The sequence below is a fragment of the Pedobacter sp. Leaf216 genome (assembly GCF_001421515.1).
Taxonomy (GTDB): Bacteria; Bacteroidota; Bacteroidia; order Sphingobacteriales; family Sphingobacteriaceae; genus Pedobacter.
Window position 1 is genome coordinate 144,313 of the sequence record NZ_LMKM01000003.1, and the last position, 26,033, is coordinate 170,345.

At 38.5% G+C, this 26,033-nt stretch carries 18 protein-coding genes; 14 read left to right on the forward strand and 4 right to left on the reverse strand.

From position 1 onward, the window contains the following. Positions 1–86 precede the first annotated feature (86 nt). Positions 87–1,289 (forward strand): glycoside hydrolase family 27 protein, encoded by a 1,203-nt coding sequence (locus ASE74_RS02445; protein WP_200912248.1) that lies wholly within the window; start codon positions 87–89, stop codon positions 1,287–1,289. A gap of 136 nt (positions 1,290–1,425) precedes the next feature. Further along, the gene (locus ASE74_RS02450; protein WP_055903636.1) at positions 1,426–1,812 is read left to right on the forward strand and encodes a hypothetical protein; all 387 of its coding nucleotides are present in this window, start codon (positions 1,426–1,428) and stop codon (positions 1,810–1,812) included. A gap of 75 nt (positions 1,813–1,887) precedes the next feature. Here the strand turns inward: ASE74_RS02450 and ASE74_RS02455 are convergent, their stop codons facing one another. Both ASE74_RS02455 and ASE74_RS02460 read right to left on the reverse strand, forming a co-directional pair. Next, complete coding sequence (locus ASE74_RS02455; RefSeq protein ID WP_055903639.1) at positions 1,888–2,514, reverse strand: M23 family metallopeptidase; 627 nt, start codon at positions 2,512–2,514, stop codon at positions 1,888–1,890. Between the two features lie 177 nt (positions 2,515–2,691). Then, positions 2,692–3,912, reverse strand: coding sequence for a metallophosphoesterase (locus ASE74_RS02460; protein ID WP_055903641.1), 1,221 nt, complete (start codon positions 3,910–3,912; stop codon positions 2,692–2,694). Between the two features lie 269 nt (positions 3,913–4,181). Here ASE74_RS02460 and ASE74_RS02465 point away from each other — a divergent pair, with 269 nt between their 5' ends. The 12 genes from ASE74_RS02465 (at position 4,182) to ASE74_RS02520 (ending at position 21,777) form a co-directional block, all read left to right on the forward strand. After that, on the forward strand, positions 4,182–4,628 hold the full coding sequence (locus ASE74_RS02465; RefSeq protein WP_055903643.1) for an Rrf2 family transcriptional regulator: 447 nt from the start codon (positions 4,182–4,184) through the stop codon (positions 4,626–4,628). Between the two features lie 1,422 nt (positions 4,629–6,050). Continuing rightward, positions 6,051–8,141 carry a HEPN domain-containing protein gene (locus ASE74_RS02470; RefSeq protein ID WP_055903645.1) on the forward strand — a complete coding sequence of 697 codons (2,091 nt, stop codon included), beginning with the start codon at positions 6,051–6,053 and terminating at the stop codon, positions 8,139–8,141. Positions 8,142–8,243: 102 nt separating this feature from the next. After that, a complete protein-coding gene (gene cobA, locus ASE74_RS02475; protein WP_055903646.1) occupies positions 8,244–9,014 on the forward strand; it encodes a uroporphyrinogen-III C-methyltransferase in 771 nt (256 codons plus the stop codon). Beyond that, positions 8,998–10,509 carry a TSUP family transporter gene (locus ASE74_RS02480; protein ID WP_055903649.1) on the forward strand — a complete coding sequence of 504 codons (1,512 nt, stop codon included), beginning with the start codon at positions 8,998–9,000 and terminating at the stop codon, positions 10,507–10,509. The genes cobA (ASE74_RS02475) and ASE74_RS02480 overlap by 17 nt, the downstream gene beginning before the upstream one ends. Beyond that, the gene (locus ASE74_RS02485) at positions 10,509–11,213 is read left to right on the forward strand and encodes a phosphoadenylyl-sulfate reductase (RefSeq protein WP_055903651.1); all 705 of its coding nucleotides are present in this window, start codon (positions 10,509–10,511) and stop codon (positions 11,211–11,213) included. The genes ASE74_RS02480 and ASE74_RS02485 overlap by 1 nt, the downstream gene beginning before the upstream one ends. Positions 11,214–11,489: 276 nt before the next feature. After that, positions 11,490–12,395, forward strand: a complete 906-nt coding sequence (gene cysD / locus ASE74_RS02490; protein WP_055903654.1) for a sulfate adenylyltransferase subunit CysD — start codon at positions 11,490–11,492, stop codon at positions 12,393–12,395. 172 nt (positions 12,396–12,567) lie between these two features. Then, the gene (locus ASE74_RS02495) at positions 12,568–13,818 is read left to right on the forward strand and encodes a sulfate adenylyltransferase subunit 1 (protein WP_055903657.1); all 1,251 of its coding nucleotides are present in this window, start codon (positions 12,568–12,570) and stop codon (positions 13,816–13,818) included. Between the two features lie 225 nt (positions 13,819–14,043). Next, complete coding sequence (locus ASE74_RS02500) at positions 14,044–14,508, forward strand: hypothetical protein (protein WP_055903659.1); 465 nt, start codon at positions 14,044–14,046, stop codon at positions 14,506–14,508. Positions 14,509–14,765: 257 nt separating this feature from the next. Then, positions 14,766–15,560 carry a uroporphyrinogen-III C-methyltransferase gene (cobA, locus tag ASE74_RS02505; RefSeq protein ID WP_055903662.1) on the forward strand — a complete coding sequence of 265 codons (795 nt, stop codon included), beginning with the start codon at positions 14,766–14,768 and terminating at the stop codon, positions 15,558–15,560. Positions 15,561–16,391: 831 nt separating this feature from the next. Further along, positions 16,392–17,804 (forward strand): glycogen synthase, encoded by a 1,413-nt coding sequence (locus ASE74_RS02510; RefSeq protein ID WP_055903666.1) that lies wholly within the window; start codon positions 16,392–16,394, stop codon positions 17,802–17,804. Between the two features lie 8 nt (positions 17,805–17,812). Continuing rightward, entirely contained in the window at positions 17,813–19,081 is a 1,269-nt protein-coding gene (locus ASE74_RS02515) for a glucose-1-phosphate adenylyltransferase (RefSeq protein WP_055903669.1), read from the forward strand. Positions 19,082–19,992: 911 nt separating this feature from the next. Beyond that, the gene (locus ASE74_RS02520) at positions 19,993–21,777 is read left to right on the forward strand and encodes a glycoside hydrolase family 15 protein (protein WP_055903672.1); all 1,785 of its coding nucleotides are present in this window, start codon (positions 19,993–19,995) and stop codon (positions 21,775–21,777) included. Positions 21,778–22,365: 588 nt separating this feature from the next. Here the strand turns inward: ASE74_RS02520 and ASE74_RS02525 are convergent. Both ASE74_RS02525 and ASE74_RS02530 read right to left on the reverse strand, forming a co-directional pair. After that, positions 22,366–24,555 (reverse strand): bifunctional alpha,alpha-trehalose-phosphate synthase (UDP-forming)/trehalose-phosphatase, encoded by a 2,190-nt coding sequence (locus ASE74_RS02525; protein WP_055903675.1) that lies wholly within the window; start codon positions 24,553–24,555, stop codon positions 22,366–22,368. Between the two features lie 84 nt (positions 24,556–24,639). Continuing rightward, positions 24,640–25,995: a PAS domain-containing sensor histidine kinase gene (locus ASE74_RS02530; RefSeq protein WP_055903678.1), complete on the reverse strand. Its 1,356-nt coding sequence runs from the start codon at positions 25,993–25,995 to the stop codon at positions 24,640–24,642. Between the last annotated feature and the right edge of the window lie 38 nt (positions 25,996–26,033).

The following is a 26,033-nucleotide window of genomic DNA, read 5'->3' on the forward strand; positions in this document are numbered from 1 at the left end:
GGTTTACATGTTGCACTAAGATTCATTCCTGGGCGGGAATGACGACTATTCCCCTAAGAATTAAAGAACTATTCATCAAAGAAAATATGAAATTTATCAAAATCTGTTTCACCTTAATTTTATTTGTGCAGATCAGCTTTGCACAAGAAAAAAAATTAGCCGCAACACCACCAATGGGCTGGATGAGCTGGAACATCATGTCTGAAAATCCGAACGAAAAAGACATTAAGGAAATGGCAGATGCAATGGTAAACAGCGGAATGGTGCAAGCTGGGTATCAATATATCTTTTTAGATGACTGTTGGCAGGGCGGACGGGATAACAAAAACAACATCATAGCCGATCCGAAGAAATTTCCTTCAGGCATTAAAGCCTTGGCCGATTACCTGCATAGCATCGGGATGAAATTAGGCATCTATTCAGACGCAGCTCCATTAACCTGCGGCGGGTATACAGCAAGTTTAAACTTTGAAGATCAGGATGCCAAAACATTTGCTTCATGGGGAATTGATTATTTAAAATATGATTATTGCAATGCACCGGAAGATGTTGAAACTGCGAAGAAACGTTATGGTACAATTGCCCAGGCCCTACGCAAATCGGGTAGAGATATTGTATTGGGAATTTGCGAGTGGGGTCCACGCGAACCGTGGAACTGGGGTGCGCAGGCCGGTGGACAAAGCTGGCGTACTACTTATGATATTAGGGATAAATGGCTTGATGTGGAAGGCCAAGGTGGTGTTGGTATTTACAATGTGGTAGATAAAATGGCCGGATTGGCTAGCTTTTCAGGCCCGGGAAAATGGAATGATGGCGATATGTTGGTGGCTGGTTTACACGGCACAAAAGGTCCGTCTTCTGCTTTTAAAGGCGTTGGTTGTAGCCAGGCCGAATATCAAAGTCAGATGAGTTTATACAGTATGCTCAATTCGCCATTGTATGCAAGTTGCGATATCCGTAAAATGGATAATGAAGCCAAAACCATTTTTACAAACGAAGAAATAATTGCATTAAATCAGGATATTTTAGGTAAACAGGCCGAAAGAAAAATCAAAACAGATATCTGTGATGTATTTGTACGCCCATTAGCCAATGGAGATTTCGCTATAGCAGTTTTAAATAAATCGGCATCTGCCCAAAATGCAAAAATAAACTTCACCGAGTTAGGCCTATCTGGTCATTACCAGATCAGGGATTTATGGCAACATAAAATAATCGGCAAAAATAAAATGTGGAGTGGCGAAGTAAAAACACACGAAACCAAAGTTTTTCGGTTAAAAAAGGTCTAATAATTAAACAACTCCTGCGATTGAACCTCGAATTATATGTAATCAGTAATTTAATAATGAATTAGCGTAGCTTAGAAGTGTTTAAGGCTGTAGCGTTTGTGTTTTTATACCCGTTTTAGGATAAATTAAAATTACGATGAAACGGCCGCTGGTTATTTTAACTTTTATTGCTTTGATTATGGTTTTGGCATGTAAAAAGCATGATGAAACCTTGCAGAATGCCACTCAGGTTGGATTGGATAATCTTTACAACGATATTCAAAAAATGGCCAATCAGTATAGCTGCCAAAATGCGGGCGAATGGAAATTTATAGCGATTGGATCAAAACCATGCGGCGGTGCTTCAGGTTATATTGCTTACTCTGTAAAAATAGATGAAAGCAGTTTCCTCAAAAAAGTTGAACAGTTTACCCAATTACAAGCCGAGTACAATAAAAAAAATGGTATGTATTCTGATTGCTCATTGGTAATACAGCCCAAAAGCGTAATCTGCGAAAACGGAAAACCGAAGTTCACCTATTAGTTTTACCTCAAATTTTTGTTAGATCCGTGATTTTAAACAAATAAAATAGGTTTGTAAGACACCTATTATTCAACGCTATTTAAGGTGTTCTTTTATAAAAACCTGAGGGTTGTAAAATCGCTCGTTTAGTTGTTTGTTATTGAAAGTTAACCAACTCGCACAACCATAATCATCAAACTTTTTTCTAATTTCCAGATGAAGATGGTGATAATCACCACCGTATTTTTTACTTTCCTGAGGCGTAAATAACCGAGCCAGTTTCGTGCTTTGATCTACATTTTGTCCGTTACTTACATAAACTTCTTTTAGGTGTTTGTAAGTGGTAAATACGATTAAACCGTTCGGTAATTTATGTTTTACCACAACAGTACGCTGGTTTTCGCCCAAATGCACAGAGCAAACAATTCCATTCGCCATCGCATAAACATTAATTAGCTTTGTTTTAGGTTGAGCTGGATTGATATCAATAGCCGTGTGGATATGCCCTTTAACATAACTATCTCTATGGTCGCCAAAAATACTGATGATCTTAATATTGCTTACTTTTTTACGGTTCGATACATCGAAAGGCAGAAACCAATTATCGGCTGTTTTTGCAGGAGCTGTATCAGTATAATAAGGTTTCCAGCGGTCACGGTCTTTCTCAATAGTTGGTGTTTCAAATAAAAAAGTAGATAAAAGAATAAATAATAGTGCTTTCATTTTAAGGCTTATTGTAAAGCAAGGTAATAATTAATTGTTATAAACTATTTGTGTAGTTATTTGAGTTTATTCACAGTTATTGGAAGAATCACGTAAAATATAAACTTAAAAAAGCAGATTGAACAGGCCGGTATTGATAGTTATTTAGCTTTGTTGCATCCCTAGAATAACGGTTGTTTATTTCCGTTTCAATTCAATAACCGTAATCTCAGGCCATATCCCAATCCGGCCAGAAAAGCCCAGAAAACCAAATCCACGGTTTACATTTAAATATCGGCCATTTTCAGTTTTAATGCCCGCCCAATGTTTATAGCGGTATTTTACAGGGCTCCATTTAATGCCAAACGCTTCGATGCCAAACTGCATACCGTGGGTATGCCCGGCCAGTGAAAGCTGAATTTTTGAAGGATAATTTTTTACCTGCGCATCCCAATGAGAAGGATCATGCGACAAAAGAATTTTAAAATCGTTTACCTCAGTATGCTGTAACGCTTTTTTTAAATCGCCACGCTCTCCAAAACCAATTCCCCAGTTTTCTATTCCTGCAAGTATTATTTTTTCTCCGTTTTTGTGCAATTCTACATGTTCATCCAACAAAAGCTTAAAACCAAGTTCTTTATGATAAGCTTTTAACTGGTTCAAATTCTGTATTTTATCTGCTTCCGACGGCCATTTAATATAGTCGCCATAATCGTGGTTGCCTAACACAGAAAATTGTCCGAACGGGGCTTTAATTTGTGAGAAGTGTCCGATGTACGGAATAATTTCTGATGATGCGTTATTAACCAAATCTCCGGTGAACACAAAAAGATCGCTTTTTTGTGCATTAATCATATCAATACCTTTTTGCACAGCTTTAGGGTTGGTAAAACTTCCGGCATGCACATCAGAAATCTGCGTTAAGGTAAAACCATCAAAACTTGCAGGCAAATCATCAAAATATAAACTATGTTTAATTACGCGGTAAGCATATTTGCCCTGCGTAATGCCATAAGCAAATAGGGCAATCGTTAAACAGAACATTATAAACGCGAAATCGACCCAATAGTTGCTGCGGCCTAATATATGAAAACCACCCGGTTGGAAATTGGTTGATAAACCCACTAACAACCGGTAAATATCGCCAAGCAGGAGAAAAAGGGCAAATACAAATTCAGCAGAGAAAATGATTAAAAAAGCATGACTAACGATCTGAAAAAAGCGGTTGATTCCCTGAATACGCATTTGTTGAATGGCATAAAACAGCGCAAAAGTTAATCCTACTATAAATACCCAAAAAATAGGGCTTAACCAGGTAGATTGATTAATGGTGCCCAAGCCTGATAAAACATAAGCATTTAAGGCAAAAAATATGATTGCAACTATCAGGAGCGGCAATAGATTGAGTTTTCTTTTCATTATTAGAAATCTGTAAATCAGAATAGGTGGTAAAAATAGATTTTAAACGCTGATAAAAGTTGTTCTGTTTTTTGTGGCAGTTATTTTTACGCAGGATTGATTAATGTTTATACTTCATCGCTACGTTTTGCTAAACTTGTTTCAGCATCCGTTATTACAGAATCTTGAACTTTCATGACAGGCAGGAGACCATTTAACCAATTTGTGGTAAACTTAACTTCCTGTTGCATATTTTATAATTTACTTTCTTTTATTAGCTTTGTGCGAATATGCTGTCCAAAAAAACAAAGTATGCCATTAAAGCGCTTGTTGCGCTTGGCAAAAATTTAGATAAACCACCTATGCAAATTTCGAAAATTGCAGAGGAGGAGCATATCCCGAAAAAATTTTTAGAACAAATTCTTCTTGATCTGCGTAACGCTGGCTTTTTATACAGTAAAAAAGGTGCAGGTGGCGGTTACAGCCTCAACAAAAAACCAGAAGAAATATTATTGGTACACGTAATGCGTGTAACCGACGGACCAATTGCGATGGTTCCTTGCGCAAGTTTAAATTTTTATCACAAATGTGATGAATGTGTAGACGAGAAAACCTGCGGAATAAGAAGTGCCTTTATTGATGTGAGAGATGCTACGCTTAAGGTTTTAACCGAAACGAGTATAGCAGATGTAATTGGCCGCGAGGATAATTTGAAAATCGGAATCATTAATTTATAATATTTCCCAATCCGTCACCCTGAATTTATTTCAGGGCCTATGTAATTACTTATTACATTGATATTAATCTGGAAATCAGGTTTCTGCACGTTTCGGTTGTGGTAGTCCTGCTAACGCTGCAAGTCCTTACTCGTACCTCGTTGCGGGCTTTCCGCTTATATCAGGTTTATTTAACATTAAACAGTAATCCTTCGGTTCCTAATTAAGCGGTATAAAGGTTGCGTTGAGTCTGCGTTAGGGATTGTAAGGGTTCAGTGCCGATTCTTCATCGGTACCGGAGCGCAGCGCAGCCCTGCAAAGCCCGCCCCCTGCGTTGAGTCTGCGTTAGGGATTGTAAGGGTTCAGTGCCGATTCTTCATCGGTACCGGAGCGCAGCGCAGCCCTGCAAAGCCCGCCCCCTTTACCGATTTTTCATCGGAATGGGGAACGCCCAAATCAATTTTCAGTTGACAGTTTTCAGTTTTTAGTTGGCAATTTTCAAATATCAGTTTTCAGTTGGCAGCCCTTAGTTAATCAAACCAACCACACAAATAGATCCTGAAACAAGTTCAGGATGACGCAAAGAGGAAAAAACTGCGATGATTTTAAAAAGAAGTATAAGTTTTTCATATTTATTTTATTACCTAAATCCGTCACCTTGAATTTATTTAAGGGCCTTTGTAAATACTTATTACATTGATATTAATCCTGAAATCAGGTTTCTGTACGTTTCGGTTGCGGTAGTCCTGCTAACGCTGCAAGTCCACACTCGTACCTCGTTGCGGGCTTTCCACTTATATCAGGTTTATTTAACATTAAACAGTAATCCTTCGGTTCTTAATTAAGCGGTATAAAGGTTGCGTTGAGTCTGCGTTAGGGATTGTAAGGGTTCAGTGCCGATTCTTCATCGGTACCGGAGCGCAGCGCAGCCCTGCANTGCGTTGAGTCTGCGTTAGGGATTGTAAGGGTTCAGTGCCGATTCTTCATCGGTACCGGAGCGCAGCGCAGCCCTGCAAAGCCCGCCCCCTTTACCGATTTTTCATCGGGATGGGGAACGCCCAAATCAATTTTCAGTTGGCAGTTTTCAGTTGGCAGCCTTTAGTTAATCAAACCAACCATACAAATAGATCCTGTAACAAGTTCAGGATGACGCAAAGAGGAAAAAAATAGATCCTGAAACAAGTTCAGGATGACGCAAAGCGGAAAAACAATTTTAATTTAACAGGATATCGTAAACTTTTTCATAATAAATTACGACTATTCCTATATACTTTATATATTTGGCGTATGAACTTCAATTTTATACCTAACAAATTAATCGCTATGCAAATGATGTGCTGTTGCAAAACGCAATAACAGAAGCCTATAGATAATTTTATGTATAAAATATTGAATGCTTCTCGGTAACAGGGAAGCATTTTTTGAATAAAGCTAACAACACATATGCAAAGTTTCAGAACAGAACTCGAAAATCCGATCGTCGAGCAGGACATCATCGATTTAGAGAATAAGATTAAAGCTTTCAGAGATGGAACCATCCACGACGAAAAGTTTAGAAGCCTCCGTTTGGCCCGTGGTGTTTACGGACAAAGACAGCCAGGCGTGCAAATGGTACGGATTAAATTGCCTTTTGGTAAAGTAACGTTTAAACAACTGTTGCGTATTGCCGATATTGCCGATGAGTATGGAAGTGGAAATTTACACTTAACTACCCGTCAGGATATCCAGATCCATTATGTGAGTTTAGACCGTACTCCAGAGCTTTGGGCTAAATTGGAGCAGGATGATATTACACTTCGTGAGGCTTGTGGTAATACGGTACGTAATGTAACGGCTTCTCCAAATTCTGGAATTGATGCCGAAGAACCATTTGATGTTTCGCCTTATGCCCAAGCGGTATTTGCTTACTTTTTGCGGAACCCGATTTGCCAGGAAATGGGTAGAAAGATTAAAATCTCCTTTTCTTCGAGCGACAGAGATACAGCATTTAGCTACATTCATGATTTAGGTTTTATTCCGAAAATTAATGAAAACGGCGAACGTGGCTTTAAAGTATTATTTGCAGGTGGTTTAGGAGCACAGCCATTTTTGGCCAATGCAGTGCACGAGTTTTTGCCTGAAGATCAGTTAATTCCGTTTACAGAATCTGTTCTTCGCGTGTTCGACCGTTATGGCGAACGCACCAACCGCAACAAAGCCCGCTTAAAATATTTAGTGCAAAAGTTAGGTTTAGAAGAGGTTTTACGTTTGGTTGCAGAAGAGCGAATTGCCAATAAAGTAAAAACTTTTAAAATAGATATTAATACTGTTCCTCAACCGCTTTTGCCATTAGAACAGGAATATCCTGCGGTAGAAATATTAAACGAAGCGCATTATAAACACTGGTTGGCCACCAACGTAATTGAGCAAAAACAAGCCGGTTTTTATGGCGTTTATGTGAAAGTTCAGGTAGGCGATATTAAAACAGATAAAGCAAGGGCGTTTGTTGATGCCATTAGTCTATATGTTGCTGATGAAATCAGAATTACCCAAAACCAGGGATTGCTGTTAAAATTTGTGCGCAAAGAAGCATTGCCTTCATTATATGCTGCTTTAAATAAAATTGGTTTTACAACTGCTGGTTTTGATAGTTTAGCCGATATTACCACTTGTCCTGGTACTGATACCTGTAATTTGGGTATTTCCAACTCAATGACTTTAGCCGAAGTTTTGGAAGAAGTAATTTATACCGATTTTCCTGAATTTATCTACGAGAAAAACATCAAAATTAAAATCAGCGGATGTATGAATTCTTGCGGGCAGCATGGTTTGGCCGAAATTGGTTTCCATGGCAGCTCGGTTAAGGCTGAAGGAAAAGTTGTTCCGGCAGTACAGGTAATGTTGGGCGGAGGAACAGTTGGAAACGGTGTGGGTAGGGTGGCCGAACGGGTAATTAAAGTGCCTTCTAAAAGGGCTACAAGTGTTTTGCATTTCATATTAAATGATTTTAAAGCCAATAACCTGGAAAATGAAAACTTCCACCAATATTATGATAGAAAAGGAAAAGATCATTTCTATCAGTTATTAAAACCACTGGCCGATTTAACAAATCTCCAGACTGAAGAATTTGTAGATTGGGGCCATGTAGAGCAGTTTGTTACCGCAATTGGTGTTGGCGAATGTGCTGGTGTAGTAATCGATCTGGTTGCAACATTATTATTGGAGGCCGATGAAAAATTTGGATGGGCAAAGCAAAACCTTGATAAAGGTGCTTTTGCTGATGCCATTTACCATACATACAGCACTTTTGTAAGTGCAGCAAAATCTTTATTGTTAGATAAAGGAGTAAACAGCAGCACCCAGGTAGGGGTGATCCGTGAGTTTGATAACCATTATGTAGAAACTGGTGAATTTAACTTACCAACCAATTTTTCTGACCTGGTTTTACAGATTAACAAAAATGAACCTACTGCCGAATTTGCACAGAAATATTTCGAAGAAGCAAATCAGTTTTTAAATCAAATTAAGGAAAAAAGAGCTGCATTAGCAAAATGAGATTTGAGACTATAAAATGAGATTTGAACACTGCAAACGCTAAACGCTATGCGCCAAACAAATCTTTATACAGTCATTCAAATTCAATAATTAAAAAGAAACATGGTTAATCAAAATATAGAATCAAGAATTACCCTTTTAGGCGCTGGTCCTGGAGACCCTGATTTATTGACATTGAAAGGCGTTAAAGCATTGCAATCTGCTGATGTGGTATTATACGATGCCTTAACCAATGAAGCCTTATTGGAGCATGCACCGGCAGAAGCCATTAAAGTTTATGTAGGAAAACGTTCAGGTGAACATTCTTACCCTCAGGATACCATCAATAAATTAATGATTGATTACGCCTTAAACTATGGCCATGTGGTGCGTTTAAAAGGAGGCGATCCGTTTGTTTTTGGCAGGGGATATGAGGAGTTGGACTATGCCGCATCATACAGTATTCCGGTAAGTGTAATTCCGGGTATTTCGAGTTCCATTGGTGTACCAGGTTTGCAACAGATACCGGTTACACACCGCGGCATGAGCGAAAGTTTTTGGGTAATTACAGGAACCACCACTTCGGGAGAGGTTTCTGCCGATATTTACCAGGCTGCTCAATCTAATGCAACGGTAGTGGTACTTATGGGATTAAAAAAACTGGCTAAAATCGTTGAGATTTTTAAAGGTGCAGGCAAACACCATTTACCTACTGCGGTTGTTCAAAACGGATCGGCAGCAGATGAAAGATTAGTAGTTGGTGTAGTAGAAACCATCGAAGGTTTGGTACAACAGGAAAATATTAAAGCCCCCGCTTTATTAATTTTTGGAGAAGTTGTATCATTACATCCATCATTTAAAAAATTAATTAAACAATATGCAAGTATTGCCTAACCAACCTGATAATGCAGCATCTTTTTCGGAAGAAGAAAAAGGTAACCAGCTTTTTCCAGTTTTTGTAAAGCTGAACAAGCTGCGTACATTATTAATTGGTGCAGGAAATATTGGGCTCGAAAAATTAACAGCAATTGTAAATAACAGCCATAGCGCTACCATTACAATTGTTGCTGAAATTATTTCACCAGAAGTGTATGCGCTTATTGCCAACTATCCGCTGATTAAAGTAAAACAGAAAAGTTTTAACGTAGATGATCTGAATGATATTGATATCGTTTTTGCGGCAACCAATAACAATATCTTAAATGAAGAAATCAGAAAGGTTACGCATGAGCGTGGTCTGTTGATTAATGTGGCCGATAAACCAGAACTTTGCGATTTCTATCTGGGATCAATCGTTCAAAAAGGTGATTTAAAGATTGCGATTTCCACTAACGGTAAATCGCCAACAATTGCAAAACGGTTAAAGCAGATTTTAAATGAAGGTTTGCCGGCCGAGCTGGATGAAACTTTACAGAACATGAGTGCATTACGCCAGACTTTAAATGGCGATTTTTCGGCAAAGGTTAAAAAACTGAATAAGGTTACTCAAAACTTAATCAATCCTAAAAAAAGCTTTGCAGAGCGAAATATTAAGTGGCTGATTTGGATGGCTGCGGTTTTACTCATCGGCGCAATTGGTTTTTCTTTGTGGAATACTGAACCCGAGTTTCAAACATTTTTGATCAATATTGATCCCCTGTTCTATTGGTTTTTAGGTGCCGGATTTTTATTCGCCTTAATTGATGGTGCAATTGGAATGTCGTACGGTGTTACAACAGCCTCGTTTTCACTGGCCATGGGCTTACCGCCTGCTTCGGCCAGTATGGCCATCCACATTTCTGAGGTGATGAGCAACGGAATTGCAGGATGGATGCATTACCGCATGGGTAACGTAAACTGGAAATTATTCAAAATTTTAATCCTTCCTGCCATAATCGGTGCAGTTTTGGGTGCCTATATTTTGTCTTCATTAGAGCATTACAGTGCTTATGTAAAGCCAATTGTTGCAGTATACACGTTGTTTTTAGGCGGCATTATTTTAATGAAAGCCTTCAATATCAAACGTAAAAAAGCCGATCAGAAAATTAAAAAAATTGGTTTGCTCGGTTTTGTTGGGGGCTTCATTGATGCAGCTTTTGGTGGTGGCTGGGGGTCGATTGTATTATCAAGCTTAATTGCCGGTGGCAGGCATCCACTGTTCTCTTTAGGAACAGTAAAAATCAGTCGCTTTTTTATTGCAACCTTAAGTTCGCTAACCTTTTTTACAATGTTGGGTGGTAAACATTGGGAGGCCGTTCTAGGCTTGATTATCGGTAGTGCCATTGCATCGCCGATAGCAGCTAAAGTATCAAACAAAATTTCTGCTAAAACCATTATGGTAGCTGTAGGCATTATTGTAATGCTGGTAAGCTTGCGCAGTGTGATTATGTTTATTTTAAAATTAATTTAATGATGGAAAACCTAGAAGAGATAAAGGCAGCACTGGCAGGTTTAAACACAATTGATAAACTGAAGTTTTTGGCTGAAAAATATGCCGACCGCATAATATTTTCGACCAGTTTTGGTTGGGAAGATCAGGCGATTACGCATTTAATTTTTGCCAATAACATTCCTATTAAAGTTTTTACTTTAGAAACCGGACGTTTGTTTCCGGAAACCTATTACGTTTGGAACCGTACGCTGGAAATATATAACAAACCGATTCATGCCTATTATCCTAAAAACGAATTGTTGCAGGATATGGTGAATACAAAGGGACCGAACAGCTTTTACGAATCTGTTGAAAATAGAAAAGAATGCTGTTACATCCGTAAAATCGAACCTTTAAAAAGAGCATTAAAAGGAAACGAAATTTGGGTAACAGGAATAAGGGCTGATCAGAGTGCCAACCGAGAGGATATGCACGATTTGGAATGGGATGAAGGCAATCAATTGATTAAATTTCACCCGATATTTGATTGGACGTTAGACGATGTTAAAGCCTACATCAAAGAAAATAATATTGTTTACAATACCCTGCACGATAAAGGTTTTCCGAGCATAGGTTGCGCACCATGTACAAGAGCAGTACAGCCAGGTGAAGATTTTAGGGCAGGAAGATGGTGGTGGGAAGACCAGAGTAAAAAAGAATGTGGTTTACACGCGGCATCTTGATCGTCATCCGATAGCTATCGGATGCGAGGCCGGATAAGCGTAGAGCCAGCCTGTACCGATTTATCGGTAAAGCAATCTTTTAAAGAAATAGAATAAAAACAAATGTCATTTTGAGTAGCAAGATAGATTGCCACGTCGCTGAAAAAGCCTCCTCGCAATGACGACAGTTAAATATACAACAACAACAACAACAACAACAACAACAAATATAACAAGTTGAATAATTAAGCTATTTAACATTTAATCATTCAGCATTAAAACATTCCAACAATTGAAATGAGTACATACAATTTTGATTATTTAGATGAACTAGAGGCAGAAGCGATTCACATTTTGCGTGAAGTAGCAGGTCAGTTTGAAAAACCAGCCTTACTATTTTCGGGTGGAAAAGACTCGATAACTTTAGTTCGTTTAGCTGAAAAAGCATTCCGTCCGGGAAAATTTCCTTTCCCATTAGTGCATATTGATACCGGTCATAATTTTGAAGAAACCATTACCTACCGTGATCAGATGGTAGAGCGGATTGGCGAAAAATTAATCATTGGTTCCGTTCAGGAATCTATTGATCAAGGTAAAGTTGTTGAGCAAACCGGTAAAAATGCCAGTAGAAATGCTTTGCAAACCGTAACCTTGCTTGATACCATTGCAAAATACCAGTTTGATGCCTGTATTGGAGGTGCGCGCCGTGATGAAGAAAAAGCCAGGGCAAAAGAGCGTATTTTTTCTGTTCGTGATGAATTTGGTCAGTGGGATCCAAAACGCCAGCGCCCTGAACTTTGGAACATTTATAACGGTAAAATCCACAAAGGAGAAAATATCCGCGTGTTCCCGATCAGTAATTGGACTGAATTAGATGTTTGGAATTATATCCGCAGAGAGAAAATAGATCTTCCAAGCATATATTTCTCACATGAACGCGATTGCATTACCAGAAACGGTCAGCTGATGGCTGCTTCACCATTTTTAAATATGGATGATGAAGATGTGGTAGAACGTAAACAGGTTCGTTTCCGTACAGTAGGAGATATGTCTTGTACTGCTGCAGTAGAATCAGACGCGACTTTGATTGATGACATCATTTCAGAAATCAGCGACTCTAAAATTTCAGAGCGTGGTGCCCGTTTGGATGATAAAGTTTCTGAAGCCGCAATGGAAGACAGAAAAAAAGGAGGCTATTTTTAAGAGAGATTTGAGTATTGAGATGTGAGATTTCAGAATCTTGCATCGGTCTAATATCTCATATCTAAAATGATTATATTAAAATTTTTTAAGAACGATTTGAGCATTGAAATGTGAGATTTGAGAATCTTGCATCTGTCTAATATCTCATATCTATTATCTTATATCTAAAAAAATGAACATATTAAAATTTTTCACAGCAGGCAGTGTAGATGATGGTAAAAGTACTTTAATCGGCCGTTTGTTATATGATACAGATTCCATTTTAGCCGATCAATTAGAAGCTTTACAGAGCTCCAACCGTAAAAATGATGACGGTACTATAGATTTAGCCATTTTAACCGATGGTTTAAGGGCAGAGCGCGAGCAGGGCATCACCATTGATGTAGCCTACAAATACTTTCAAACGGAAAAACGTAAATTTATTATAGCAGATACCCCAGGACACATTCAGTATACCAGAAATATGGTTACAGGAGCATCTACCGCTAACTTGGCCATTATTTTAATTGATGCCCGTAATGGTGTAGTAGAGCAAACCATCCGCCATTCCTATATTGTTTCCTTACTGGGTATTAAACATGTGGTAGTTTGTATCAATAAAATGGACATGGTTGATTATAGCGAAACGGCTTACAACGCGATCATTGAAAAGTATAAGGTTTTGGCGCAGCAGTTAAAACTGGCCGATGTAACGTACATTCCGGTTAGCGCGCTTAAAGGCGATAATATTGTGCAAACTTCGCAAAATATGGACTGGTACGAAGGAGAAAGCCTTTTGCATTTCCTGGAGAAAGTAGATACTGATAATTTGGATAAATCGCAGTTGGCCCGAATGCCCGTGCAATGGGTTGTGCGGCCACAAACTGAAGAATTACACGATTACCGCGGTTATGCAGGTAGGGTATTAAGCGGAACTTTTAACTTAAATGATAAAGTGACGGTTCTACCGAGTGGCGCAAGTTCTACTATAGAGAAAATCGAATTTTTTGATCAAGCACCCGCTGCTGCACATGCAGGGCAGTCGGTGATTATTCATTTAAAGGATGATGTAGACATCAGCCGTGGCGATACCATTGTAAATGCTTCAGCATTGCCACAAGAATCAAAATTGATTGAAGCCGATCTTTGCTGGATGGATACACGTGCATTGGATACTTCGATTATGTACAATATTCAACATAACAGTAAGATTACCCGTTGTAAAATAAGCGAAATTTTGCATAAAGTAGATATCAATACCCTTGAAAAACATGCTGCTGAAGAATTTAAATTAAACGATATTGGCCGAGTAATTATTAAAACAGCCGATGCTTTGGCTTTTGATTTATACGATGATAACCGGGCAAACGGATCGGCAATTCTCGTAGATACGCGCACCAATTTAACTGTTGGCGCATTAATGTTCAGGGCAGCGGTAGAATAAAATGCGGGTAAGGTTTGGTGGTAGCGTTAATTACAATCGAAAAAAACACGACCAAATATAAGATGAAGCCTTTAAATCTTTAATGAGATAAAGGGGAAGCAATTTCAGCGGGACGCCTACGGTGGTCCCGCTTTTCGTTATCAGGTTTTTTGTATATTTATTTATGGAAATTTTTAAATTTTTCATCATTTTAATATTGCATCCTAAATCCAAATTGCTAATTATATGAAAAGAAACCTTATCTACCTCGCTTTAACGGCTGTTCCATTTATTTTCGCCTGTAACCAATCAGAAAAAAAAACCGATACCACAGCCAAAGATTCCGTAGTCAATCAGAATTGTTATGCAGCTTCGTTTGAAAAAGATAGTGCAGCAATGATTGTGAAAACAATGGCATCCGGAAAAATTACGGGTTCCTTATTGGTGAAATATGCTGAAAAACCTGAAAATAATGGCACAATAAACGGAAAATTCAGTGGAGATACACTTTATGTAGATTACCGGTTTAATACAGGTAATGATAAATCCAATGTATTTACCAATCCATTGGCTTTTTTAAAAAAGGACGGCAAATTAATGATGGGTGTGGCACAGATTGAAACCACATTGGGCAGTTCATATTTTGTAAAAGGTAAACCAATTAATTACGAAGCAGGTAAGTTTACCTTTACTGAAGTGAATTGCAAATAGGTGTTATTTATTGATCACGCTCTTTCCTAACTCCAAGGTCTGTGTTTCCGCAGACCTTTAACATTAATTCTTTAACTGCACCTCATGCAGGATTTTTATTGCTTAAAGCGTTTCAGTAATCAAAACGTAATAGCTATTCTCTCTGTTTCAGTTATACTAGGCTAATAAAAATTATTTTAAAATAAATTACTACTATTCCCATAGACTTTATATATTTGTATAATTAACAAACGTATAACGCGCATAAATTATCTGTTATGATTTTGAATAAAGTAGAAAAAGCGAACATTGAACCACGAATTACTTTAATAGGTGCAGGTCCTGGCGATCCGGATTTATTTAGTTTAAAAGGTGTTAAAGCATTAAAAACAGCTGATGTTGTTTTATACGATGCAAATGTGAACGAAGCTTTATTGTGTCATGCGCCAGATGGAATTCCGAAAGTATACGTTGGCAAACGATCTGACGATGAATCGTTTTCTCAGGATGCGGTTAACAAACTGATTGTAGATTATGCATTAAACTATGGTCATGTTGTGCGTTTAAAAAGTGGAGATCCTTTTTTCTTTGCTAAAGGATACGAGGAAATTGACGCTGCTGAATCTTACAGCATTCCAACCGAAATTATTCCGGGTATATCAAGTGCAACCGGTGCGCCAAGTTTGCAAAAGATTCCGATGATTTATAAAGACCTTAGTGAAAGCTTTTGGGCAGTAACCGGAACAAATGCAAAAGGTGAAATTTCTGAAGACCTGTACATTGCCGCAAAAACAAAAGCTACAATTGTAGTATTGAACGGAATTGAAAAAGTAAAAGAAATTGCTGCGATATTCCAATCCGAAAATAAAAATTTGTTGCCTGTAGCTGTAATACAAAATGGTTCTACCCCAGAAGAAAAAATTGCAATTGGGATTGTAGATACCATTGCCGAAATTGTTGAAGATAAGAGAATAACTGCCCCGGCATTATTGGTGTTTGGAGATGTGGTTTCTTTACACCCACAATTTCAACCCATCCGCGATTTTTACGAAATCATCGCTGAAGAGTATTAGATATTTTTAAACCAAAAATATATTTGTTTTGTTGTTAAAAACCGCCTATGGATTTAGGCGGTTTTTTTTGTTGAAGTATGTATTGTAAATCAATTCCTTATATGTATGGGTTAGTGCGATGAATTTGAGAGAGACTTATAGTATAAAAGTGCTGAAATGAATTTAGCATGACGATGGGGTTAGGGGATCATAATTACAAAATAGGTACAGAAATGAATTCAGCATGACGACCCGCAAATCACTTAATTAATACAGATCAGTAAGGTTTTGCATTTGTAGGAACTGACCCTCAAATTTAAGCCTGATTGAAGCGGAAGCCCGGAGCGCAGTGAGGACTTATAGCATAAAGCAGGACTGTAGTCTCCCACAAAGCACAAACCCCTTCACTTACAAAACAGCTGTGTGATAATCATTAGAACAATCAAGAGAAAGGAACCATAGCAATAGGTGCTGAAATGAATTCAGCATGACGATGGGGTTAGGGGATCATAATTACAAAATAGGTGCTGAAATGAATTCAGCATGACGAGTGTGTTAATGCATTACTAAATAAATTCAATTAATGATAGATTTCTCCATTTCGCTGCGCTACAGTCGAAATGACGATTTTAGTGGCGACCGTATTAGGGGATCATAATTACAAAATAGGTGCTGAAATGAATTCAGCCTAACGATGGGGTTAGGGGATCATTATTACAAAAAAGGCCCTTAAATAAATTAAGCCTAACGACCGGCTTAGGTGATACATAACCAACTGGAAATATAATTTTCATTATTTGCAAAACTCAAAACAATTAGTAACTTACTAAGGTTATCTACACCAAATATTTGATGGAAATTATACATATAAGCGCCGAGTGTTACCCTGTTGCAAAAGTTGGTGGTTTAGCCGATGTAGTTGGGGCCCTACCAAAGTACCAAAATAAATTAGGCCATATTGCCAAAGTGGTTGTGCCCGCGTACGACACTAAATTTATCCGCGAAAGCGAGTTTGAGGTTACCTATGATGCCTGGGCAAACTATGGCAACAACCATTTTCAATACCGCATACTTAAAGAAAAAACCAATAAACTGGGCTTCGATTTATACATTGTTCATATACAAGGTTTAACAGACCGCCCGAATGTATATGGCTATAATGATGATACCGAACGTTTTGTAGCTTTTCAAATTGCTACCCTTGATTGGATTGTACAGTGGGAGCACCGCCCGGATGTTATTCATTGCCACGATCACCATACCGGATTGATTCCGTTTATGGTAGCCAACTCTATAAAATACACTCCTATCAGTTCAGTACCTACCGTTTTAACTATTCATAATGCCCAATATCAGGGTCAGTTTGGATGGGAAAAATTATATTATATTCCAGCTTTCGATTTATGGAAAGGTGGCTTATTAGGTTGGGATGATGCGATTAATCCACTGGCTTCGGCCATTAAATGTGCCTGGAAAGTAACTACTGTTTCGCCAAGCTATCTGGATGAAATGATGAGCAATGCCCGCGGACTGGAAAGTTTATTGCGACAGGAACGCTGGAAGTCGGTCGGGATTTTAAATGGTATCGACAGTGAAGTATGGAATCCGGAAACAGACCCGATGCTTGGGAAAAGTTACAATTTAAAAACAGTAGAAGCTGGTAAATTGGCAAACAAAACAGCACTTTGCAATGTTTTTCAATTAGATGCGTCGAAACCATTATTTACCTTCATTGGTAGGTTGGTTGATGAAAAAGGTGCTGATTTATTGCCCGATATTTTTTATACGGCTTTACAGCAACATGGCGATAACATCAACGTACTGGTTTTAGGATCTGGCGAAAATTGGGTAGAAGGAAGGTTAAACCAGTTAAAGGACATCTTTCCGGGAAAATACAATGTTTACATCGGTTATAATGAGCAGGTTTCGCATGAGATGTATGCCGGGGCAGATTTTCTGCTTATGCCTTCTAGGGTTGAACCTTGTGGCTTAAACCAGTTGTACGCCTTAAGGTATGGAACAGTTCCTATTGTGCGCAGGGTTGGCGGCTTAAAAGATACTGTGATAGATGTAGGCGATGGCGGTTTTGGCATTTGCCATGATCAAACGAGCATTTGGGATGTTACCCATGCAATTAACAGGGCAGTTGATTTGTACAACAATAAGAAAGCTTTTAAAGCAGTAAGAAAAACAATGATGAAGATAGACCATTCGTGGGATAAAGCAGCATTGAATTATATAGAATTATACCAAATATTAAAATAAGCTTAAACATGACTGACAAAGTTTTAGGCGTTATCCTTGGCGGTGGCCAGGGCTCTAGATTATCGCCACTAACACAAACACGCTCTAAACCTGCAGTTCCGATTGCTGGTAAATACCGTTTGGTAGACATTCCGATTTCGAACTGTCTTAATTCCGGCATCCACCGTATGTTTGTGTTAACACAGTTTAATTCAGCATCGCTTAATAAACACATTAAAAACACCTATCACTTCAGCCACTTCAGTACGGCATTTGTTGATATTTTGGCGGCTGAACAAACTGTACAAAATTCTGGCTGGTTTCAGGGTACTGCAGATGCCGTTCGTCAGTGCATGCATCACATCGTTTCACATGAGTTTGATTACATCCTAATCTTATCGGGCGATCAGTTATACCAGATGGATTTTAAAGATATGATTGAAAAACATATCGAAGCCAATGCCGAAATTACAATTGCAACCATACCTGTTAACGCTAAAGATGCTACAGATTTCGGTATTTTGAAAGCGGATGAGGAAAATATGATTACTTCTTTTATCGAGAAACCAAAAACAGGTTTGGAAGATTGGGTATCAGATACTGGTGCAGATATGCAAGCCGAAGGCCGTAATTTTTTGGCATCGATGGGGATTTATGTATTCAACCGCGATTATTTAATCAACATCTTAAACGAGAATGAAGATGAAAAAGACTTTGGTAAAGAAATTTTGCCAAGGGCGATTACACAAAGCAGGGTTTTAAGCTTTCAATACGAAGGTTATTGGACGGATATTGGTAACATTTCGTCTTTCTTTGAAGCCAATTTGGGCTTGACTGACGAAATTCCTAAATTTAATATGTTTGATAGCAACCATGCCATATTTACCAGGGCAAGGATGTTACCTCCATCTAAAATTTCGGGTACTACTTTGGATAAAACCATTATTGCTGAAGGCTGTATTATTCAGGCCAGCAAAGTAGAACACGCCGTTTTAGGTATCCGATCGAGAATTGGAAAAGATACGGTAATTACCAATGCGTATATTATGGGTAGCGATCGGTATCAAACACTTGAAGAGATACAAGACGAAACAAGTAAGGGTAATTCATTAATCGGAATTGGCGACCGTTGTTACATCAACAACGCCATCATCGATAAGAACTGCAGAATAGGTAACGATGTAAAAATTAACGGTGGCGAACATTTAGAGGATGGAGATTTTGAACTTTATGCCGTTAAAGATGGTATAGTAGTTATTAAAAAAGGAGCAGTGGTACCTAGCGGAACCGTTATTTAAAATAATCATTAATCATTAACTAGGTCAGTCGCGATTTTCGTGGCTGGTTTTTTTGTGTGCTATCAGTTAATAAATTACAGGGAGTTAAAATTGCGCATAATTTGTGGTTGCAAAGTTGCAGGAGACCAAAATCGCTTAAAATTGAGTGTTACATTTCTGCAGGAGGCTAAAATCGTGCATTATTTGTCTTTGCAGAGTTGCAGGAGCCTAAAATCGCTTAAAGTTGAGCGTTACATTTCTGCAGGAGGCTAAAATCGCGCATAATTTGCTGTTGCAAAGTTGCAGGAGATCAAAATCGCTTAAAATTCAGTGTTACATTTCTGCAGGAGGCTAAAATCGCGCATTATTTGTCTTTGCAGAGTTGCGGGAGACTAAAATCGCTTAAAATTTAGCGTTGCAATGGTGCAGGAGATCAAAATCGCACGTAATTGGATAATTATTGCGCTTCATGGTAATACTTCCTTATTAAATTTGATCATTGTAAACTAAATTAATAAGATCAAGGCTGAAAGATTCAGAATAGCCATTGCGATTGAGTTTTTATAGCTAAATATTTAATCAAAAGAGCATGTTATCGTATCAGCTGGCTTAATGATTGCTTTTAGCAAGTTTAAACTGTTAGCATCTACTATCAGAAAACTGCACCAGGAATTGCAAAATGATTTGGGCGTTACCCATACCGATGAAAAATCGGTAAAGGGTCGGGCTTTTCAGGGCTGCGCTGCGCTCCGGTACCGGTGAAAAACCGGTACTGAACCCTTACAATCCCTAACGCAAAACCCAACGTTTTAAAAATAAGTATAAAGGTTTTCGTTCCTACCCGGTCAGTTTAAGTATAAAAGGTCTTTTTTAATAATTCTATCCAACATTTTTCCAATCTTCTTGTTAGTAAAATAAACAAAAAATAGTTTATGGCCGAACAACACCTTTATCAAACAGGAATTATAGGAAATTGCGCTTTCATAGCACACGTTAATAAAAATACCGACATATCTTGGCTTTGCTGGCCCCGTTTCGACAGTCCTTTTGTATTTGGCAGTTTATTGGATAAAAAAAAGGGTGGCGAATTTTCAATATTGCCACAAGGTGAATACACATCTGATCAATATTACATCGAAAATACCAACGTTTTAAGAACCGAAATTACGGCTGAAGACGGCAAATACCGCATTACCGATTTTGCACCGCGTTTTCATCTTTATGAGCGTTATTTTAAACCGCTCATGTTCATCAGAAAGATCGAACCTTTGGAAGGAAACCCACGCATCACTATAAAATGCGAACCGGTTTGCGATTATGGTAAAAGTAAAATGAGATCAAGCCGCGGCAGCAACCATATTGATTATTTAGGCTGTGATGAAAATATCCGTTTAAGTACCAATGTTTCAGTTACCTATATATTGGATGAGAAAGCTTTTGTGCTCAATGATGTGAAATACCTGATCATGACATATGGGCAAAACCTGGAAGCCCCAGTGGTAAGTACCGCAGAAAATTTTCTACGTGAAACCGTTGCATATTGGCGTTTGTGGATTAAGCATTCTTCAATTGCAGGCTTTTATCAACCTTTCGTAATCCGATCGGCCCTGGTTTTAAAAATTCATCAGTATGAAGATACCGGTGCAATTATCGCTGCAAGTACCACCAGTTTGCCCGAATCGCCGGGTAGTACCCGAAACTGGGATTACCGGTATTGCTGGCTGCGCGATTCGCATTATGTGCTTACTTCGCTAAACCACATCGGTCATTTCGAAGAAATGGAGAAGTACTTTAATTATTTATCAGATATTTCGCATGCCGAAGATACCCGCTACCAACCCCTTTATGGCATAGCCGGCGAAAGGGAAATTACCGAACGTACCCTCGATCATTTGGAAGGATACAAGGGCGAGCAGCCCATCAGGATAGGAAACCAGGCTTATGAGCATATTCAGAATGATATTTACGGCCAGGTGCTAATTTCAATGTTACCCCTATATACCGATCATCGGTTTGTATTTTCTGAACGTAGCGATTCTATAAAATGGATCGAAAGTGTGCTATCTAAAATTGAAAGAACAATAGATGAAAAGGATGCCGGAATTTGGGAATTCAGAAATATAGCCAACGTGCATTGCTACAGCAATCTGTTTCAGTGGGCAGGGGCACAAGCGGCTTTAAAAATGGCCAAAACGATTGGTAATCAGGATTTCGAAAAAAGAGCACAGGTTTTAATTGATAAAGCTGCGGCCCATATCGAAGCCTGTTACGATCCTGAAAGAAAAGTGTATACCAATGCTGTGGGCAGTCTGCATTTAGATGCCAGTACGCTGCAATTAATTATGATGAATTACCTTGATCCTGCTTCAGATCGGGCAAAGGATCATTTAATCGCATTGGAAAAGGAACTGAAAACTGAAGATGGCTTGTTTTACCGTTACCTGCATGCCGATGATTTTGGAAAACCAAAAACTACATTTTTAATCTGTGCCTTTTGGTATGTAGAAGCATTGGCCTGCGTAGGTCGTACCGAAGAAGCCATTAAGGAATTCGAAAACATTATTAAGTATTGTAACCACCTGCTTTTATTCAGTGAAGATGTGGATGCTAAAACTGGTAGTCAATGGGGTAATTTCCCCCAGGCGTATAGTCATGTAGGCTTGATGAATGCAGCATACCGAATTGCAATTAAATTGGATAGACCAATATTTTTGTAGGTAAGGATACAAACCTTGGTTATAGTTAGTTTTCTTTAAAACGATCGTAATTGCGAGGAGGAACGACGAAGCAATCTTTCATATTAGTGATCTTTACAGGAAAGATTGCTTCGTCGGCTGAAAAAGCCTTCTCGCAATGACGATTTGTTAGTCCTTATCTGAAAGGTCTGTGAAGACACAGACCTTGGTTATAGAAGTTTCCTATAAAACGATCGTCATTGCAAGGAGGAACGACGAAGCATTCTTTCATCTTATTAATCTTTACAGGAAAGATTGCTTCGTCGGCTGAAAATGCCTTCTCGCAATGACGATTCATTAGGGTTTATCTGAAAGGTCTGTGAGGACACAGACCTTGGTTATAGTCAGTTTTCTTTAAAACGATCGTCTTTGCGCGGAGGAACGACAAAGCAATCTTTCATGTTAGTAATCTTTACAGAAAAGATTGCTTCGTCGGCTGAAAAAGCCTTCTCGCAATGACGATTCATTAGGGCTTATCTGAAAGGTCTGTGAGGACAAAGACCTCGGTTATAGTTAGTTTCCTTTAAAACGATCCTTCTTGAAAAGCCTTCTCGCAACAATTACCCATTATTATCCCCGCTCAACAAATTCTTCCTTAACTAAACTCCAGAGTAATTTCCTTACCTCTTTAAAATCGTTTAGGTAATATTTTGCTTCCGAAATGTTGTTGCCCACCTTAATCGTAATGGCGTCATCCGATAAGGCCCTAAAAATATCTTCATCCGTATGGTCATCACCAAGTGCTAAAATGAAATCAGGTTGTTTCCCGTATAACCAGTTTAGTGCTGCCTTGCCTTTATTAACTTCCATATTTTTAAACTCAATTACTTTATTTCCCGGCATCAGTTGCAGGCCCTTATCAGCAGCAAGTATTTTCATGTGGCTAATAATCTCGTTGGCCCTTAATTCGCCGAGCCCTTCTTCTGCTTTTCTATAGTGCCAAACCAGTGAGTAGCTTTTTTCTTCAATAAACGATCCCGGTGTGCGGTCTGTATAGGTTTCTAATAAAGTTCTTATTTCGTGTTTCCATTGGTCGGTTAAAAGCGGCAGGCTGTTCCATTTGTCGCCATACGATTTTTGCCATGCTCCATGTTCTGCAATCAGATCTACTTTTAAATGTCCGAACCAGCTTTCCAAAGTTTCATTTCGCCTTCCGCTGATGATTACCACTTTGTTGGCATTATCAATGGTCAGGTTTTCGATGAGGTCGTAAAGTTCAGCATCTGGTGATGCATCATCTATATTTCCGGTAAAATCAACCAGTGTGCCATCGTAATCTAAAAATAATACCCTATCGGCTGTTTGTGCGTATTTGGCAGAAATTACTTCATTAATTGCATTTACTGCATGTTTTGTTAATAATGATTTTTGAGAATCTTTCACTTCGTTTAATCTTAAAATAAAATTATTTACCCAATGTTTTACATTGAATTTTTCTACAACGGCGCGCATGGCTTTCATACGTTGCTGCTGTTCTTCTAAAGGCATTTTGAGGGCGGTAACAATGGCTTCCATAATGTCGCCCATGTTGTTCGGGTTAACAATAACAGCATCGGTTAGCTCTTTGGAAGCTCCGGCCATTTCACTTAAAATAAGTACGCCATCATTGTTATTTCTGCTGGCAATATATTCTTTACTCACCAGGTTCATGCCATCGCGCATTGGCGTTACCAGGCAAATATCTGCGCTGCTGTATAAGGCTGATAATACTTCAATTGGGAAGGAACGGTAAAAGTAATTTACCGGAATCCAGTTGATGGAGCGGTAACGTGCATTTAAATTGCCTACAAACTGATCAATCTGGTCTCTAAGCTCGCTATATTGGGGTACTGTATCACGCGAGGGAACAACGATCATAAAAAGTTCTATCTTTCCAATGTATTCTGGGTGGTGTTGAAGCAATAATTCTAATGCTTTTAACCTTTCTAAAATACCTTTACTATAATCGAGGCGATCGATGGAAAGAATTATTTTCATATCCTCTTTACCTGACCGGAAGTAATCAATTTCCTTTTTTACCTCATAAGTTTGGGTTAAGCCCGAAAACTTATCGTAATCAATCCCCATCGGAAAAGCTTCTATCACGATTTGCCTTTCGTTGCTGTTGAGCACATTTGATGATGAATTTACGGGGAGCAGGCGTGTTGCGGTACTGATAAAATGCCGAACATCATCATAAGTATGGAAACCGACTAAATCGGCACCGATTAAACCATTTAACAATTCTTCGCGCCATGGAATCAGCCTGAATATTTCGTAAGAAGGAAAAGGAATATGCTGAAAGAAACCTATGGTTGCACTTGGCAGTTTGTCTCTTAAAATACCAGGTAAAAGAAGTAACTGATAATCCTGAATCCAGATTTTATCTCTCCTGTTGAGTACCTGCATGGAACTTTTGGCAAATTTTTCGTTAACAGATTTGTAGCAGTCCCAATAACTTTGTTCGTAATTGGCATAGGTTACCAGGTAATGGAAAACGGGCCATAATACCTCGTTTGAAAAGCCCTCATAATATAAATTGATTTCGTTCTGAGTAAGAAAAACAGGGTAGAGGTTTAATTGAGCCAGTTTTTGTGTAACTTCTTCCTGGCGTTCTTCCGGCACATCTATTCCGGGCCAGCCGATCCAGATGGAATTGCCGGATTTGTATACGTCTCCCAGTCCGGTAGCGAGGCCTCCTTCGCTCGGAATAAATGTATACTCGTTGTTTTCTTCGATGATTTTAACGGGTAGTCTGTTCGATATTATAACTGTCTTCATGCTTGTATTTAATGTATCCACATTAATAAAAGCATATCAAACTGGTTTTGTTTGGATTTTTAGGTCAAAACAACACTAATATGATCAAACATAATTGAACACCAATGAAAAAGTGGTACCCTCACCAGGAGTAGAAATTACCTCTATACTCCCCCTGTGCATTTTCATAATGTTGCGACTAATGGTTAGCCCTATCCCTGATCCGTTTTTCCGTGTGGTGTAAAAAGGGACAAAAATTTTCTCTAAATCGTCGGCATCTATACCTTTCCCGTTATCGGTAACATCTATATAAACTTTGGTGTTTTCTAACCGGTAATTTACGTTGATGTAGGGTTGATTGCTATTTTCTACAGCGTAAATGCTGTTGGTAATAAGGTTGATCAGCACTTGCTCAATCAATTTTAAATCGAGCTGAATGGTAATTTTAGAGGAGGTTTGTTCTACATCCAATACCACATTTTTAACTTTTGCAAAGGGCTGCATCAATACCTTGATATGTTTCAGTATTTCGCCAATGGTATGCGATTCGAGGTTTGGCGTAGGTAATTCTGCAATCAACCTATAATCTTTAACAAAATCCAGTAAGCCTGATGATCTGCGTTGTATCGTTTGCAATGCAGTTTTAAGGTCGTCCATTTCATCCTCCGTAAGGTTTTTCTTATCGGTAACCATCTTGTTTATGGTATCGGATAATGAACTGATGGGGGTAATGGAATTTAAAATCTCATGCGAAATTACTCCGATTAGCCTATTCCATGCCTCTGTTTCTTTTTGCTCAATTTCATCTTTTATATTTTGAAAACTGATAATAGTATAATTTTTACCATAAAGGTTAAGTGGAATAACTTCTGTTGACAGTTGAATCAGTTTATCCTGGATTTTCAATTCGAGAAACCGTTTGCCCCCTGTTAAAATCTGTTCTACCTCTGTTGCAAAGCCAGGCAGGTGCTGTTTTAATCTGTGCCAGTATTTGTACGCGGGTACACCTAAAAGGTTGGATGCGGCCTGATTAAAAAATGCAACCTCTTCATTTTCTTCTTCATTGGTATTGTTTACTACAATTACGCCAACAGGAACCTGCTCTAAAATGGTTTTAATGAGTTGAAACATGGCTTCCTGTTCCAGTCTGATCTGTTTGTGCACCTGTAAAATGTCACCAAATGATTCATAGAGTTCAGGAAAACTTCCTTTGGTTACTTTGTTCTTAAAATTTAAGGTATGATCGCGAGTTTTTACTGCAAGTATAAAGCGGTTAATGTCTGAGCGGATTTCGTTAATGTAAAACCATAGCGAAATAATGGTACACAATAAAATTAAGGCAACGCCAATAATGGTAAACCAAAGCTGTGTATTTTTAATCAGGTAAAATAACAGATAGCCAAGCAGGTTGATTACGAGCAGGCGGGATATTAAACGGAAGGTAAAGCGTTGGTAAAACATTATTTTAAAGCTGAAAGCTTAAAAGGTGAAAGACTAAA